Annotated in this window: 17 protein-coding genes; all 17 read right to left on the reverse strand. The window is 39.9% G+C overall.

What is annotated here, in order from left to right:
• Positions 1-202: 202 nt before the first annotated feature.
• Positions 203-1,204 carry a glycosyltransferase family 4 protein gene (locus D7V92_RS18460; RefSeq protein WP_121773476.1) on the reverse strand — a complete coding sequence of 334 codons (1,002 nt, stop codon included), beginning with the start codon at positions 1,202-1,204 and terminating at the stop codon, positions 203-205.
• 6 nt (positions 1,205-1,210) lie between these two features.
• Positions 1,211-2,194, reverse strand: coding sequence for an NAD-dependent epimerase/dehydratase family protein (locus tag D7V92_RS18465; protein WP_121773477.1), 984 nt, complete (start codon positions 2,192-2,194; stop codon positions 1,211-1,213).
• 21 nt (positions 2,195-2,215) lie between these two features.
• Entirely contained in the window at positions 2,216-3,070 is an 855-nt protein-coding gene (locus D7V92_RS18470; RefSeq protein ID WP_036630381.1) for a polysaccharide deacetylase family protein, read from the reverse strand.
• 6 nt (positions 3,071-3,076) lie between these two features.
• Complete coding sequence (locus D7V92_RS18475) at positions 3,077-4,039, reverse strand: GNAT family N-acetyltransferase (RefSeq protein ID WP_232284165.1); 963 nt, start codon at positions 4,037-4,039, stop codon at positions 3,077-3,079.
• 13 nt (positions 4,040-4,052) lie between these two features.
• The gene (locus tag D7V92_RS18480; RefSeq protein ID WP_009018662.1) at positions 4,053-4,271 is read right to left on the reverse strand and encodes an acyl carrier protein; all 219 of its coding nucleotides are present in this window, start codon (positions 4,269-4,271) and stop codon (positions 4,053-4,055) included.
• A gap of 4 nt (positions 4,272-4,275) precedes the next feature.
• The gene (locus D7V92_RS18485) at positions 4,276-5,862 is read right to left on the reverse strand and encodes an HAD family hydrolase (RefSeq protein WP_121773478.1); all 1,587 of its coding nucleotides are present in this window, start codon (positions 5,860-5,862) and stop codon (positions 4,276-4,278) included.
• Position 5,863: 1 nt separating this feature from the next.
• Positions 5,864-6,922 carry a 3-oxoacyl-ACP synthase III family protein gene (locus tag D7V92_RS18490; RefSeq protein ID WP_233572877.1) on the reverse strand — a complete coding sequence of 353 codons (1,059 nt, stop codon included), beginning with the start codon at positions 6,920-6,922 and terminating at the stop codon, positions 5,864-5,866.
• Between the two features lie 3 nt (positions 6,923-6,925).
• Positions 6,926-7,675: an SDR family NAD(P)-dependent oxidoreductase gene (locus D7V92_RS18495; RefSeq protein WP_121773479.1), complete on the reverse strand. Its 750-nt coding sequence runs from the start codon at positions 7,673-7,675 to the stop codon at positions 6,926-6,928.
• Positions 7,676-7,681: 6 nt separating this feature from the next.
• Entirely contained in the window at positions 7,682-8,734 is a 1,053-nt protein-coding gene (locus D7V92_RS18500; RefSeq protein ID WP_192922604.1) for a 3-oxoacyl-ACP synthase III family protein, read from the reverse strand.
• Complete coding sequence (locus D7V92_RS18505; protein WP_121773481.1) at positions 8,734-8,964, reverse strand: acyl carrier protein; 231 nt, start codon at positions 8,962-8,964, stop codon at positions 8,734-8,736. Before D7V92_RS18505 ends, D7V92_RS18500 begins: the two co-directional genes overlap by 1 nt.
• Positions 8,965-8,970: 6 nt before the next feature.
• Positions 8,971-10,113: an O-antigen ligase family protein gene (locus D7V92_RS18510; protein WP_121773482.1), complete on the reverse strand. Its 1,143-nt coding sequence runs from the start codon at positions 10,111-10,113 to the stop codon at positions 8,971-8,973.
• 2 nt (positions 10,114-10,115) lie between these two features.
• Positions 10,116-11,096 (reverse strand): glycosyltransferase family 52, encoded by a 981-nt coding sequence (locus D7V92_RS18515; protein ID WP_158598893.1) that lies wholly within the window; start codon positions 11,094-11,096, stop codon positions 10,116-10,118.
• A gap of 20 nt (positions 11,097-11,116) precedes the next feature.
• Entirely contained in the window at positions 11,117-12,364 is a 1,248-nt protein-coding gene (locus D7V92_RS18520) for a lipopolysaccharide biosynthesis protein (RefSeq protein WP_121773484.1), read from the reverse strand.
• Positions 12,365-12,583: 219 nt separating this feature from the next.
• Positions 12,584-13,630, reverse strand: coding sequence for a nucleotidyltransferase family protein (locus D7V92_RS18525; protein WP_121773526.1), 1,047 nt, complete (start codon positions 13,628-13,630; stop codon positions 12,584-12,586).
• Positions 13,631-13,679: 49 nt separating this feature from the next.
• Positions 13,680-14,453, reverse strand: a complete 774-nt coding sequence (locus D7V92_RS18530; protein ID WP_121773485.1) for a cytidylyltransferase domain-containing protein — start codon at positions 14,451-14,453, stop codon at positions 13,680-13,682.
• Between the two features lie 8 nt (positions 14,454-14,461).
• Positions 14,462-15,406 carry a Gfo/Idh/MocA family protein gene (locus D7V92_RS18535; RefSeq protein ID WP_121773486.1) on the reverse strand — a complete coding sequence of 315 codons (945 nt, stop codon included), beginning with the start codon at positions 15,404-15,406 and terminating at the stop codon, positions 14,462-14,464.
• Positions 15,406-16,383, reverse strand: a complete 978-nt coding sequence (locus D7V92_RS18540) for a Gfo/Idh/MocA family protein (protein ID WP_121773487.1) — start codon at positions 16,381-16,383, stop codon at positions 15,406-15,408. The genes D7V92_RS18535 and D7V92_RS18540 overlap by 1 nt, the downstream gene beginning before the upstream one ends.
• Position 16,384 lies beyond the last annotated feature (1 nt).

The raw sequence follows: 16,384 nt of genomic DNA on the forward strand, positions 1-16,384 counted from the left end.
AGCAGCAATCCAGCAAGATAATACCCCAATAGGGTAAGGATTTCTTGGAAAAGTACCAGGTAGATAGTCGAGAAAAAAGACTCATAATAATCTCAATATATTTTTCTTTAAACAATTAACGATATAGGCCATATCCTTAGCACATAAGGATCAGGGGGGTATCACTCATGTAAGCAAGTAAAATCCACATAAAAACCATAACTTAATTCTCTTTTATAATCGAAGCTAAATATTCTTCATGCAAACAATAGTATTTTTTCATAAATACCACATACAACAACGCCACCACCACTACTACCGCCAACAAATACAACCAATGTGCCGTTACGGTATCAGGTATCACATAGATAAATGCCAAAGAAACCGCCAACTGTAAACACATATATACCAACGACACTTTAACGTGACCAATCTTAAGCTCATTCGCCATCAACTGATAAGCATGTTTACGATGCGCTTGACCTAGATTCTCATGCAGTAGAATGCGATGTATTATCGTCAAACAACCATCCACACCATAAACCAATAAAAAGACCAAGTAAGTCACGTCCGTTGTCTTAATAATCAGACTGCCTATCATAAACAGCAAAATATAGCCTATACTTATAGAACCTACATCTCCGGCGAAGCACTTAGCCTTTCCCTTGGGACGAAAGTTAAAAAGACAGAACACCAAAACACTAAGTGCCGAAACGTAGATCAAAGACGGATCAACAAAACCGGACTTCTCGTTTACCAGCATCAATGGAAGCAATACTGATAGAGAATAACCAGCCGTAATGCCATTTATGCCATCCATGAAATTAATGACATTCGAAGCTCCCACACAAACGATAAGCGCCAACAACAACACCCACCACATATTCAAGCGCAATATATCCAATTGATAAAACATCATCACCATGGCAATGAATTGGGCCACCAAACGCACAGAATCAGGCAAGCTACGTACATCATCTATAAAACTTACGCCCCCAATTAAGGTAACGGCCATAAGAAACCACGGCGCAGAAAATCCAAAAAAGAAAGCCCATGTCCATAAACCCAGTAAAAAGATAACGCCACCACCTCTCAAGACAATAGAGGCATGGGAACTGCGCTCGTTGGGTTTATCAATGATATTAAACTTATCCGCTATATGGAAATAAAAAAGCTCCGCAAAAAATAGCAAAGCGAAAATCAGCACATAAAGCAAGCCGTTCATATCTTATCACTTCTTAAAGCTAAGAATAGTACAAGCCAATCCCTCTTTTGCGGATACGGGCATCTTTTGTAACCCCAAAGCCTCTTTTATTTTAGCATTACTTACCACATAATTCTCTGTCAGCTTCTGCATACGAAACGGATTGAGTGGAAGATGTAGCCATCCACCTATCTCTGCCATCACGTTCATTACCCCTTTAGGGATATACAAAATTCTCGCCTTCTTACCCAACGCCTCACAAATCACCTCGATTAATTCATTGGTAGACAACGGATCGTCATCAGCCATATGATAGATGCCGCTCTCTACCTTTTGAGTCAAGAAACCCTCTATCACTGTACAGAGGTTCTGTGCGCTAGTGAATGAACGACGATTCTCAAATGCCCCAAGCGGCCAAGGAATCCCCTTACTCACTACATTATATAACAGATTCAAATTCCCCTTATTTCCCGGGCCATGAATCATACAAGGACGCATGATATATACCTGTTTGCCGGGATAGATAGAACTATCTCCAAACGCATGATACAAATTGCCTAACGCTTCAGGCGCAAACCTCTCGATGATATAGTTCTCAGCCTTGATTTTACTTTCACCGTACGGTCCTATGGGAACAGGTACACATTCTTCGGTTAGTATATCTCCTTGTACAGAATCAGCCGCACTTTTTACCGTAGAAAAAAAGATAAATTTCTTGATAGAAGGCCGAGCCAAAAACCAATCAAAAATTCGTTGGGTCAATCCCGTATTAATCTTAAAATAAGTATCTGCGGCACTCCTATTTTTAGTATCATGCGCTTTCCCCGCCAAATGGATCACTGCGTCAAATTCCGGCATCTCCTTATCTAAGTCATCCCAAGAAAAAGTCTTTATCACACCGTCCTTTTCCGGGGTAACAATATCCAAACCATAGAGGCCATGACGCTCCTTCAAGGTAACAACCAGATTGGAACCCACAAAACCGTGGATCCCTGTTATTAATATATTCATCGTGAATTTATTTACGGCATGTCATTTCAAGTCTTCCAACTTGACCAACGGAGTCTTATCCCATTCTATGATAGAGTCAGCCTGTTTTACACTCATAAAGTCATAATGGCTCAACAAGCGTTGGAATTTACCAAAAGCACCTTTAATACCCACATAACTTTTAAATCGTCTCATAACAGGCAAGGATCGGATAATCGGTTGCCCCGTGTCAAAATCACGAGGATGGAAATAAGTCATCATATAGGTACAATCCTTAGCCCAATAATCAATCAGCCAATAAGGAAATAAACGGAAAAATCCTCCTCCCGAGAAAACGATATATTTTCCACATATTGCTTGTATATTAATAGGGAACTCCTTGATAAACCCACCGAAACCCAAGTCTATCCGTTTCGGAACACCCATTCCATAACTAGGCATTCCACCATAATCATGGGGGGCAGGGAACATAGAACAATCATACTCGAACCCCAACTCTCCCAAACAACGAAGTGCCCACGTATTATTTTTAGTAATCGAGAACCCCGGAGCACGAAAGGCGTTCACTTCTTCCCCTATTAGATCTTCTATCAACGATTTAGCCATAGCAGTATCCCTTTTGAAGTCTTTTTCATTGAAGCGAAAAGATAACTCATGCTGATACGAATGACAACCAATATGATGCCCTTGCTTTTGGATAGAACGAATCACACCAGGATGCCTTTCGGCTATCCAACCTAAACAGAAAAACGTCCCTTTCAAGTTTCGTTTATCCAACTCCTCCAAAATGCGATCCACCCCTTGATATATGCGAACCTCGTGTCTATCCCAGTCAAAATCCTCTGATATAAAATCACAATTATACCAGTCTTCGATGTCGAAAGTCAAGATATTCATCCTTTATCAAACTAAATCATAACTTGACAAATTCACGTCCCAATTCTTTATATCATATAGAGTATCATCAAAATATGATTTGTCAATCAAATTACAAGTAAAATGAAAATGTTTAGGTTCAAATCTATGAGGTATCTTAATCAATGAAACCGGAACAAAATCTAAATCCCCCACATACATGATCAAATCAATATCCTTTGATCGCTCTTGGTATATGGATCGTACCGCAAACTCAAAATTTGAGCGGTTCATAGGATATACATCTAAAAGAAAAGCGGTCTTAACTGGATTAAAATTTTGATGGCGATCTTTATGATCCTCTATTCGATAAACATACTTACAGCCTTTTATATCCCGTATTTCATATTGCCCCTTATTCCATCTATAACGGACTTTATCGAAAGACTCACGATCCTTCTCAAAAACAAAGGAACGAATCTTTTTCCCTTTGGATAAATGAGACATCTTGATCAAAGACCAAGAAAAAAGTCTAAAGAAAGGATCAAGCCATCTCATCCTCGGAATGATCGGACCAATCTTGATCGGAAGGATATAAGTGGTCAAACGGCCTATATCCTTTACCTTAAACCCTTTTATCATCACCGGATAAGACTCGTCATTCGGGAAACCAAACAACAATTTGCACCCTATGCCTCGGAGACAAGGCCAACAAGCCCTTTCCGTCTCATAAAAAGTAAAGAAATCCCGGTATTCCTTCTTTACCATTGAATCAAAACCTAGAGCCGCAATGAATTTCTCACCCTTCTTCTTATAATAAAAAGGCATATATACATAATAAGCGACTAAGAGACCCTTGTCATACATCAAACTATGTACGGAATATCCCAATGGAGCATTAAAACACTCCTCACGAACCGTAAGGATATCTCTTTGCAAGCCAAATACCTCGAAAAAGAGTGTATTTATGGACTCTATCTCCGCATCGGATAACTCTCCGGTTTTTTTCACGACCGAATCCATATCACAGTTTTTGCGTTAATACCCTTTCTATATCCTCGAAACACTTCATCCCGGAGATCTCCTCCGGATCGAACTCGACACCAAACTCGGATTCCAACTCCACGATCAAATTCAAATGGCGCAAGGAATCCCATTTATCACAGTTCTGTTGGGATAACGCTTTTGTCGCACTCTCCAATCCTAGCACGTTCTTTAATACGAACAATATCTTTTCTTCCATAATATCAATATGTTATTTTATAATAGGATGGGATTTTTATCTCCGCACCCATGTTCAAATGGTAGAACTTGCTTCCGTCCTTATCCTGGCTATCCAAGACAAAATCGGTTCGCTCATAGAAGCCTGATACTTGCATATTCTTAGCTGTCGGAATATAAGACGCTTTTACGAGCTTAACACCTCTATTCCTCAGTATATTAAGAATACCGGACAAGAAAGCCTCCTCTATCCCTTTCCCCAGAATCCGGCAACTGAGCAAGAAACTATCGATCTCATACCCCCCATCGATAGGTCTCAACAATACCGCTCCGGTTATCCCATTATCCCCGAAACGATCCTTGACGGAAAGACAATAGATCAACCAGCCCTCGGAGGAAAATCCCATGAGATCCGACTCCGAATACCTTCGGGTCGTCAGATTGAACTGGTTCGTCTTATGGGTCATCTGGGCGATACGGGATACATTGAACGAGCTTATCGGTTCGATCCTCATCTCGATCTCCAGACTCTGTAGATACTGATCGAAATCCACAAATTTCTTTCGCTCCTGTGTACGGCTCGCATTCGCCTTGTACTGCTCGGTCTTCCGCCGATCCTCCTCCGTCACCGAATAGACACGGAAATAACGATCCGACAAGGAGATCAAGAAATCGGGTAGCATATAGGACTGTTTTGGGAACTCGGGAACCTCCACCATCGGAAGCATTTGACGGACCAACTCACGCTCCGTTGGGTTATCATCCACGAAGACGAGACTGTCCAGCCCTATGTTCAGCTCCTCCGAAAGCTCCCTTATGTTATCCGCCTTGTTCTGCCAATTAATTCGCCATGCGGAGAAATGCTCTTTCCGTAACAACACGAAAGGATTCTTCTCCCACACATCCAACACGTCCCGCTCGTTGTTCTTGCTACAGATCGTCAATATGACACCTCTCTTGGCCAGTTCCAACAAGCCTTCCTGAAAATACAGGAAGGCCTTACCCGGATAATCACCTCCTATCTTTATTCCATCTATACCGTCCTCCCCGAGGACTCCCCCCCAAAGCGTATTGTCCAGATCCAATACCAGACACTTCTTCCGGCAGAGGCTTATCTCCCTCAGGCGATCCTCAAACCAGCAAAAAAAGTCGGAAGCCAGCTTAGGGTTAATGCCCATTTGGGAAATAAAATAGAAACGCCAGTCAAATAATTGGCTGGAAGAATAACGGCGAGTGAAATCTGGCAGATCCACATACCGGACATTACTCCTCTCCGAGGCAAGCGAGCGTAGATACTTGTTATAGGTCTCTATGCTCTCCTGTACCTCCCATTCTGAACCGACCCATTGAAACGGACAAAGATCAACCAAGGAGAAGACCAGCACGCTCTTATGTGCCGGTATCTTTTCTATTACCCACCTCAACTTATCGATATAGGATAACACCTCCTCCGCCACACGGCACCTATCAAACCCGAAAGGGACTTGGTAGAACCAGATATAGCGATCCGCTCCCTCTTCCAGCGAGGAAATATCCCCATAGCCGGAGTAACGAGCATCCAGATTCCCGAACAAAGGCTCAAGCGTGTTGTTCCGAAATATATAATATCTCATCTTAATATTCTATCAGCTTTGAGATTCTTAGATTTTCCAAGGAGAGATAAGCCGTTCCCCAGGCCAAGCCCGCCCCAAAACCGGCCATAAGCACATGCCGCCGTCTCGGGAAACTGCCGTCATACATGGTATGGACCATGTTCAAGGGAATGGAGGCGGCACTGGTATTGCCAAAATACCCCAAGCTATACGGCACCCTATCCAACGGGAACCTCAATTTCTTGGCGAAGAAATCCGTCATGAAACGGTTGGCCTGGTGGAAATGGATTATATCCACATCTTCGATCCCCATACCTAATACTTTCAATATCTCCTTTATACCCGAGGGAACAACCCGCAAACCAAAATTGAAGACATCCATTCCACGCATGTGCAACTGCTCACCGCTCAGGATATTCCCCTCCTCATCCACTTTTCGCTCAAATCCCTCCGTGCTACTAGGATTCCGGTATCCCCCGTACGGCACGCGAAGTATATCCGAGCCACCCCCATCAGAATGAAGCACGAAACAGGAGGGGCCATACCCATCTCCTTTTTCTATCAACGTGGCGGTACCGGCATCGCCGAACAACGGTGTCGTCACCTTGTCATGATCCGATACGGTCTTGGACATGGTCTCTCCCACCAGCAAAAGGATACGTCCTATCCCATCCTGCGAGGCCAAGGAATAAGCGATGGATAATCCATACACATATCCGGAACAAGCCATGTTGATATCAAACGCCATCACCGTTTTTGGCAAGCCCAAACGATCCTGCAAGGAAGGCGCAGTGGACGGTTGACGGTAATCCGGAGTCTGGGAGATAAAGATCAGAGCACCGATAGAGTCCCTGTCAATGCCATGCTCCGAGAGCAACCGCTCCGCGGCCTTGCTGCAAAGATCGGAGGAACAGACATCCCGCTCCGCTATTCTCCTCTCACGAATACCAATGGAATGGATGGTCTTTTCCAAATCCGCCTTGGGGATCAAATTATCCAGTTCGGAATTCCGTACAACCTTTTTGGGGACACAAGCTGAGACCGAATGAATCCCCACATCTGTATATTTCAGTATCGCCATAGCCTATAAAACCGTAAATCCTCCATCGACAACAAGGTTGGCCCCTATAGTAAATGTACTTGCATCTGACAATAAATAGATTATTGCCCACGCTATCTCCCGGGGATCCGCATAACGTTTCAAAGGATAAAGCTCCATATCTTTATTCAGTTGTTCTTGAGTAATATCATCATTATGTATCAAAGGTGTTTCAGTCATTCCCGGTAAGACAGCATTAACCCGAATTCCTTTAGAAGCCAACTCTATAGACATGTTTCGCATCATCGCAGAAAGAGCTCCTTTTGTTGCTGAATACATAGAGTTTCCAATATGCGCAGTAATCGGGCCATCTATCGAGGACAAAAAAACAATAGATCCCCCTTTCCGTAATAATTTTTTCTTTAATAATAATTGAGATAATACTACTGGTGCAAAAAAGTTTATGTTGAATATATTCTCCAATCGCTCTTTCTTTAAGAATTGAAATAAAACCGTATCACTGATACCTGCCGCATGTACAATACCGTTTAAAACTGGAACTCGCTCTACCAAGAATCGTATCCCATCATCTTCTCCCAAACCAGCCGCAATCACAACGTGCCCCTCTCCTTCTAGTGAACTTAAAGTCTGTTGTAACCGAGCCTCATCACGTCCCGTAATTATAACTCTAGCTCCTAATTTCGAACATTCAATGGCCGTAGCTTTTCCTATACCAGAAGACGCTCCCGTTACCAATATTGTCTTTCCTTCTAATGAATATGGATTATAACTCATAATTATTTATATTTCGACCAAATCACTTATCATTACATTCTCATCCAACTCGAAATAACCGGTTCCCCAAGACAGGCCAACCCCGAAACCACAAACCGCGATCTTACTCCTCCGTGTTCTCAACGAACAGGCTGTCACCAGCGTCAAAGGTATGGAGGCACTACTCGTATTGCCAAAAAGAGGCATGGAGTAAGGCACCTTCTCCTCCGGTAATTTTAATTTCTTCCGGATCTTATTATTCATGAAATAATTAGCTTGGTGCATCACGAAATAATCCAAGGACTCCCAATCCAATGAGAAGCGCTCCATCAACAGGTTGAAACTCTGAGGAGCCTTCGTTATCCCGAACGAGAAAACGCTCATGCCATCCATCTCCGTGTTCAAACGTGTCCTTCGTAAACCTTCCGGAGTCGTATAAACATCCAATGATTGGTTATCAAAAGGATGTCTATAACCCCCATCACGGATAATGATAGCCTCATACCCACTTCCATCTGTAGAAAAATGAAAACGGACAGGCTCATATCCTTCTTGATACTCTAAAGCCGTGGCGGTTCCGGCATCACCAAACAAGGGATAGGCGCTCTTATCCAACGGTGAGGATTGCAAATGGCAGATCTCCCCGGAAAGAAGCAAGCCCTTCTTTATCTGCCCGGAGGACAGCAGGGAAGTGATCACGCTCAAACCATAAACCCAACCCGAGCAGCCCAAGGATATATCCATGGCGTAACAACTCTCAGGTAATCCCAAACGTTCCTGCAAGATGCAAGCCGTAGCCGGCAAGATATAATCCGCTGTTTGAGACACAAACAACAAACACTCGATCTCTGATTTATCCCAACCTAAATCCTTAATAAGGCGTTCAGCCGCTGAGAGGCAAAGATCAGAGGAACAGACCCCGGGATCAGCGATACGCCTCTCCCTAACGGAGGTGGAGGCGATATATTTCTCCGCCTCACCCTCCTCAAAATAGGGATAATCCTGATTGTACTCCACATGTTTCGGAACTCCGGCTGAGATGCCGGAAATCCGTACATTCTTGAATTCCAGAAAAGCCATCAGAGACGGGATTTAACGATTTCGTAAAGATCATTGATCGTTTGCGAATTACGCACATCGTCACCCTTGATCTTCACGTCATACTCCTCATCTATCATGGCGATCACGGACAAGGCCGTCAACGAGGACCACTCTTCCAACTCCTTGAACTTTGTTTCCGGAGTAAACACGCTTGCGTCAGTGTCATCGAACTGATCGGCGAAATTTTGAATAAAATCTTTTAATTCCATAAACTTTTAATTTATACTTTTTGAAGATAATTCTGATAGAAAAAATACATTCATCGCAAATAAAGTGGGCGTTCCCATCATATAATAAGGTTGAAACAATGATATAATTATCAGATAAACGAATAAAGTTTTTGCCTTATTCGAGATACTAACAAAATGACATACCAAGTATAATAAAAAGAAAACTAAGCTTAAAATTCCATAATCAGCAACACTTTGTAAAACAAAATTATGAGCATAATTTGGCAACAAGGAATAAGAGTCAACATATAATAAAGGCTTTCCATTCCCCCAAAAAAAATGATCCTTAATAAAACTCCAATAATAGTTCCAAATCTCACTACGCCCATCATCACCACTAGAAGCATAACCTCTTAAAGAATATTCATCAAAATACACATACAAAAAAAATGAAACGACAGAAAGCACTAATAACAAGAACAAAAATCGACCATTTAATTTGTACTTAAAAAAACAATATACTAAGATAGAACACACTACTGAGACAAATACACTCCTACTTTCAGACATTACAAGCCCAATCAACAACAACAATCCTAAAATACATTTGACACTCCACTTAAAGTTAGAAAATAAAAGCAACAAAATAGTCATTCCGACATATATAGCATACCAATTTCTATGAAAAGCATATCCAGAAAAAGTTGATATCGAACCTTCTAAATTCGTATAAAACAGCAATTGAGTATCCCTAGATGAAAAGAAAAAATGCACAAGAGGCAGTATACACCACAACAAAAGTATATATGTACATAAATTTAGTAGATTGTCACTCACACAATAATTTGGATACAATGTAAATATCACATAATAAAACAACAATCCTGTCAACACAGTAAAACTAAAACCATCTAAGCCATTTACCAAAGCTGACAATAAAATAGACACAAAAGATAGCAATAAAAAAAAATCAGACACTACAATCTTAATTTTTTTTTGAAAAAACATCACAAGCAATAACAAAAATCCAACTAAAAATTTTGTACAAACAACTTGAAAATGAGAAAAACTCTCAAATGAAGAAAAATAATTCCAAATTAAGCTACCCGGCCACAAAGGCATTAAAGCCATGATAAGAGTAAACAATATAATAATTACAAACAATCGACTAACAAAACGATCCCTCATACCTATTTTCTAAAATGATATATATAATCTTCTTCATATATTACTCTTCTACATTTATGATCTTGCCCAAAATAGGCAGAAGTAGAACCAACACTAATAATTGTTTTAATACTAATTTCATAAATCAAAACACACAATTCAAAAGGGATATCTTTTTCCATTATTAAAGCACCTTTAAAAACTTGTCTATAATCTGTCATTTCTCTCGGGTGAGGCTTTATCACTAATTCTTTAGGAGCTAACTCTCTCACTAAACATTTATACATCGCAACCTTTTCTTCCTCACTCATAAAACCATCTTCAGAAAAACAAGTAGTTAATAGCAACACATCTATTTCTTTAGGAAAAGAATATTTCTTCTGAATAAAAATATTCTTTATATACATCTTTTGATCATCAAGTAGCCTATTCCAGCAATCCTCTATTGAAAAAATTTCAACTTTATCTAACAAACACTCCGGAACAGGTTTTATACCAGTTAAATATATACGCTTTACACTTCTTGACAAGCCAAAAGGATAGTCCATTGCACTCCTAAAAAAATTATAAATAGTTTTACAAAAAAAAATAAGTCTATGATTATTTTTTAGTTTCAATATTTTAATTGGATTTATATAATTTCCTAGTCCATCTTCCAACAAATAGAATTCACTTGACCTATTTACACAGAAACGTCCAAATTTCAAATGATCCTGCCCATAAGCTGGTATATTATTCAATTTTCTAAAAAAATAAATAACAGGTAAACAAATCCAACATCTAATAATATTAAATAGACTAAAAAGATACCCCTTCTTTTTTCTTTTCAACAAAAAACTATCACGAGCAAATATCTCTCTAATATATTTAGGAATATTATATCCAAACAAAAAATATGTTTCATCAATTAAATGAGGATTAATAATTAAGTACAAAAATAACACACGAACTGTTTCTGCATAACAAACCGCTCTATATTTTTTTCTTAAATTAAAATATATCATACAATTAAAATTATTATTCATTATAATACCTTCTGTAATATATATTGAGAGTATCGATATACACATCCAGCTATCAGCATATTCACTACTACAAGTATATATGCTGTATATATCACTCCATATCTCGTCAGCACACACGACAACGCCACATGTAACAGAGATAAAGGAAATGTGATATACATCAATTGCTTCGTTTTTTTATAAAAGAAAAGAATATTTACATACACCAAGTAAAAACAATGAAACATGGCACCTATACACAAGGGAAAAACATACCTAATACTCTCCTCATATTTAGGAAACATAAAAGGAATAAACAAGTATGCACCGATAAAAATGACAAGCGTCAGAGCAGCGTAAAGCACAACCAGTAAACGACAATCCCTTTGCAAATTCTGCCGCTTGGCTACATCAAAATCAGACAGTGTTTTATAGATATATACAGAATTAGATGCATTGAAAGCCATGCCAACTATCTGGATAATATTAGCAAAATTATAGGCAAAACTAAAAAATCCCACCACCGACTGTACAAAAAAAGAATTGATGATATACCTATCAAGACCTTGCCGCAACCAAAAAGAAGTGGTGTGAGGAATTAGAGGGATGCCAAAACGGTATGCATTTACAAAATCCTCCTTTTTGGGGAATATCCTACCAAGGTAATTTTTCTTTATTAAAACGTAGAGAGCCAACAACACAAAACAAGCACATGTAATCACCTGCGCATACATCCGACCTTGCCAATCCCACTTTAAGAATCCCACGAACAGAATCGTTAAAATCAGATTACATAATATCAACAAAACTGAAAATATCCCATACTTCCAAACTTTCTCTTCCAAACGCCAAATGTCAAGCAGCAACGTATTCACAACATTCAACAAGCAAAAAGATATGGCATAAAACTGATAAACTAGTATTAAACCTGACATTTGCTCAAAAGTCGACGTGAAACAACACATCATCGTCAACATCACTATATAAACAAGTAGAGATGTCAACAACACTACATTAAGCAATCTCTGAATTTTTTCTTTAGAAGAAGAGAAGAAATTCACCCCTATAAAACCATTCGTATTCAGACATACAAATATAGAGAGCAAAGAAACCATCGTAGTGAACAGACTTAACTGTCCATAAGAATCAGGCTTTATAAATCTTGCCATCACCAGCATGATAACAAAATTAACACCCGTATTAAAAAAAGAGAATAGCGCAAATAAAACACCATTTCGGAAATTCTTATTAGTAAAAATATCGAACATGATAAGTACTCTAAATTGGATTTTCCCTTTTTAAAAGGCACTTTTTCAACATCCTAAACTTGAGCATGTAAAAAAATCAAACAACACTATTAACTATTAGCCACGGCCAATTTTATATTTGGGGGAGCAAGACTTTGGGCTACCGAAGTGAATCATACCCCCAAGAGAACTACCACTCGCTGATGAAACTCTTTTAATATTGAGATCGATTGTAAACACTTACAAGACTTTTATGTGTTTCACCATCTCTTTAGCCCGTGCCAACTCATCATGTTGCCCAATGTCTATCCAAAAACCAGATATGGGATAACGGGTCACTTTATGATGAGTGGCTATCATCTTGTCCATAAAATCGGTAGCATTAAAGAACTCGTCTTTAGGAATAAGGTCAAGGCAACATTTCTTTATCAGATAGATGCCAGCATTGGCATAATAGCTATAAGTCGGTTTCTCCACTATACCCTTTATATTACGTCCATCTAGACTAAATACACCATAAGGAACCTTCACGATATAAGGCACAGCTGCAACGCTCATATCCGCATCGTGCTGACAGAAATGAAGGTAGAAATCCTCATAATCAATGTTGGTGAAAAGATCGGAATTCATCACCAGCACCGTGTCGTTATAAAAGGTCTCCACAAACTTTATGCTACCAATGGTACCTAGATATTTAGGCTCACGCACCGTCTCTATCTTTATCCCTTTACACACTTCCCGAAAATGCTCCTCAATCTGTTCTCCCAGATAATTGACAGTCACGTTAATGTGTTTGATCCCAAACGAAATCAAGCGATCAACATTATAATCGATAATACACTTATCCCCTATTTTGATAAGTGGTTTTGGGGTTTTCTCCGTAAGCGGACGTAACCGCTCACCCTTACCTCCCGCCATGAGAACCGCATCAACCGGAAGACGTGTGACGAATCGTTCCAAATTGACAATCTCAACAATACGATTGTCCTCATCAAGCAGGGGAACAAGTTTCATTTTCTTTTTTTTCAGCTCTTGAAGATGATGAACATCATCATTGACTCCCTTACGCAAGAAATTGAAATCACGATGCATGACCTTCTTTATCGGATTATCTACAGAAAAACCTGCAATCAAAGCCCTTCTGGAATCGCCATCTGTTAATGTGCCAACCATACGATTATCCGTATCTACAACAAAAAGTACCAAAGGGTCAGACTTAATGCTATTTATCCGGCGTAATGCATCGATTAGTGAAAGGTCTTGAGTTATTATGTGATTATAGTCCATCATCTACTTATTTATTTTGCTTGATAATCAAATTCGGCGAATTCCATCTTTACTTCCAATTCTTTACCTTGTCATACACTTCCTTGAATCCTTTTTTTCCCTCGAACAAGTACCTTGCGATAACCTGCATGAGGCAATAATCCTCCTCGGAATCTATATCAAGAATGCCCGTATCCATCATAACCACCGCATCACAATTAAAGTTAAAGAATGTAGACTGTTCCTTCTCTTTCAATGCCTGGGGAGAATAAGCGTAGATGGAGGCATTCATGTCATAAAACACAGGAGCCTCCTGCCGCGTAGTAAAGCTGGATGGAATCGCTTTGCAGAAGGCCCCATCTTTCTCCTTTACCATGTTGAAATAGGGATTCCTGCGTGCATGAGTCACAGAATAGACAACATCAACTTCCGAACGTACCATTTTCCTGTCAATAGCGTTTTTGATATCTTGCACGGTACGAAGAGGAGAGGTGATATCTAAATCCACCACCATATCGTATGTCACGTTGAATTGCTTCTCCGCACGCAACAAGCCATCAAGGATTACAGCAACTTTTGGAACCTTATCCCCCGCTAGATCCATATCACGTCTGAAGACTGTCACATTCAAATCCTTTACCTTGCTTACAAGTTGTATAAGATCTTCACTGTCCGTATTTAGCACAACATCTATACGATCATCATTTTGGGCCACTTGATTGATATACATATCGATCCCTGCCATGGAATACCATACCAAAGGTATATCCAAAAAATCACGCACATTCTTTCCTTTCACTCCTTTGGAGCCTGCACGTCCACAAAGCGTAAACAATATATTCATTATTATATTTACATTTTCGATTTCGCCAGATTCAAGACACTCACCCCATGCTCCACAGTACTGTCATTCGCAGTCCTTCCTTCCACAATATCAAAGAAATGCTTAACCTCAGCCATCTGGTATGTATTACGGTCGTTGTTAAAATAAAGAATTCTCCCTTCTTTCAAAAAAGAGACAGTACCGGCTATGATATCACACCGGATAGTATCATCATACGTAAATATTTCCAACATACGCTGAGGCTTTCGGCCAAAATAATCCAGATGAAGCTCAAAGGTCATCTGATTGTTTCGTGCCACATAAAGGGCTATGTCATTGCTGTCTATCTCCAAATGGGAAATCCGGCCAATGACCGCCTTACACTGGTTAGGCATACCAAAAATCCATGAGAGATAATCCCATTCATGAATCAAGTCGATATCCACTCCTCCTCCTAAATCAGAATGGGCACTATAAGTTTGACGATAGTCCTGACCCGGACGCCAATCCGGAAGATAACTGGAAGACATTGCACGGACGGATATTACTTTACTGAGATCCAGATTGTTTTTCACATACTGCAAAACGGGATTATAACGAAGAGGACAAGCCACATACGAGGTTATTTCATCAAGTTCCCTTACTTGTTTAAGAGGTACTTGTCCTGTCGAGAACACCGGTTTCTCGATGAAAAGAGCCTTTGTGTAATTCCGGAATTTCAAAGCCGTCTCCAAATGCATGGAAGTAGGATTGGTTATGAATACCATGTCATAATCCCTTTGCACCGGTTCATTACAAAGGTACTGATTATGTACTTTCTTTGTAATCTCTTCCGGCAGGGAGCGATCCATCGAACTCCTATAGAGGTCTATCGAACAAGTATCTCCTTGCATAGCAATCAAGTCGCATACATTGTTTACATGGCGTTTGCCTATTGACCCCATACCAACAAAGGCTATACAGTAATACCTCATCAAGCCTCTATTTTGTCAATAATATCCAGAACAGCCTTATCTCTCTTAAAATCCCAAGCGGGCATAAACGTCCTATCTGCAATCTGCCAGAGAAAAGCATTCAACTCTTCACGATAAGGATTCTCCGTTATAAACTCAGCATACCCTTCTACATGTTCCGAAGCATCGGACATCTGAATATTCTCATTCTTTCTCTCGCTAATATTGTATTCATACAATGAGTCAGCGGTGCCATTCCAAGATAGTTGCAATTCCTCACCATAGATATCAATATGCCGGAAAGGCTTACGTGCTACCACATCAACAGCAAAAACCCCTTTTGTACCCGACTCATGTTCAAGCGTAACAAGATAATTATCATTGTATGTGACGCTTAGTTCTGTGTTCTTACTTTTCACAGCATACACATTTTTAATTGGTCCAAAGGCTGTAACTACCCAAGGTAAATCTATTGCCATAATTTCCCGGCAACCATTAGTCTTGGGATTACTTATAAAATAGCTATTATAACTTTCCCACGGATGCCAATCGGGAAGATATTGCCCCACATGATAAATATAATTGAGCGGGCATTTAGCTTTATGTACCTTCTCTATAATAAATTGTGTTTCCTTACGGTAGAGAAAAGTAGAGGAAAGGAACAAAACAAGATTCTTTTCTTTCGCAAAAGCCATATTCTCATCATATCCATCCCGCACAAGATTTATCTCTGTAAACACATGAAGGTTGTGCATTAGGCACTCTCTAATAATGATAGCATGCGAAAGCGGAGAAGTAGATATTACAGCGGCATCCATTTTTTGAGATTCAACGGCTTCTGAAATGCAACTAAAACATTTCACTCCAAATATTCTCCTTACTTCCACACAACGCAATTCTTGACTGTCAATGCCGTATATTTCAACATCCTGCCGTTCGCTAAGCAACCGGATTCTACGTTTACCCATAGAACCAAGCCCAATAACTATAATTTTCATT

It is taken from the genome of Parabacteroides sp. CH2-D42-20, from assembly GCF_003670185.1.
GTDB lineage: Bacteria > Bacteroidota > Bacteroidia > Bacteroidales > Tannerellaceae > Parabacteroides > Parabacteroides distasonis.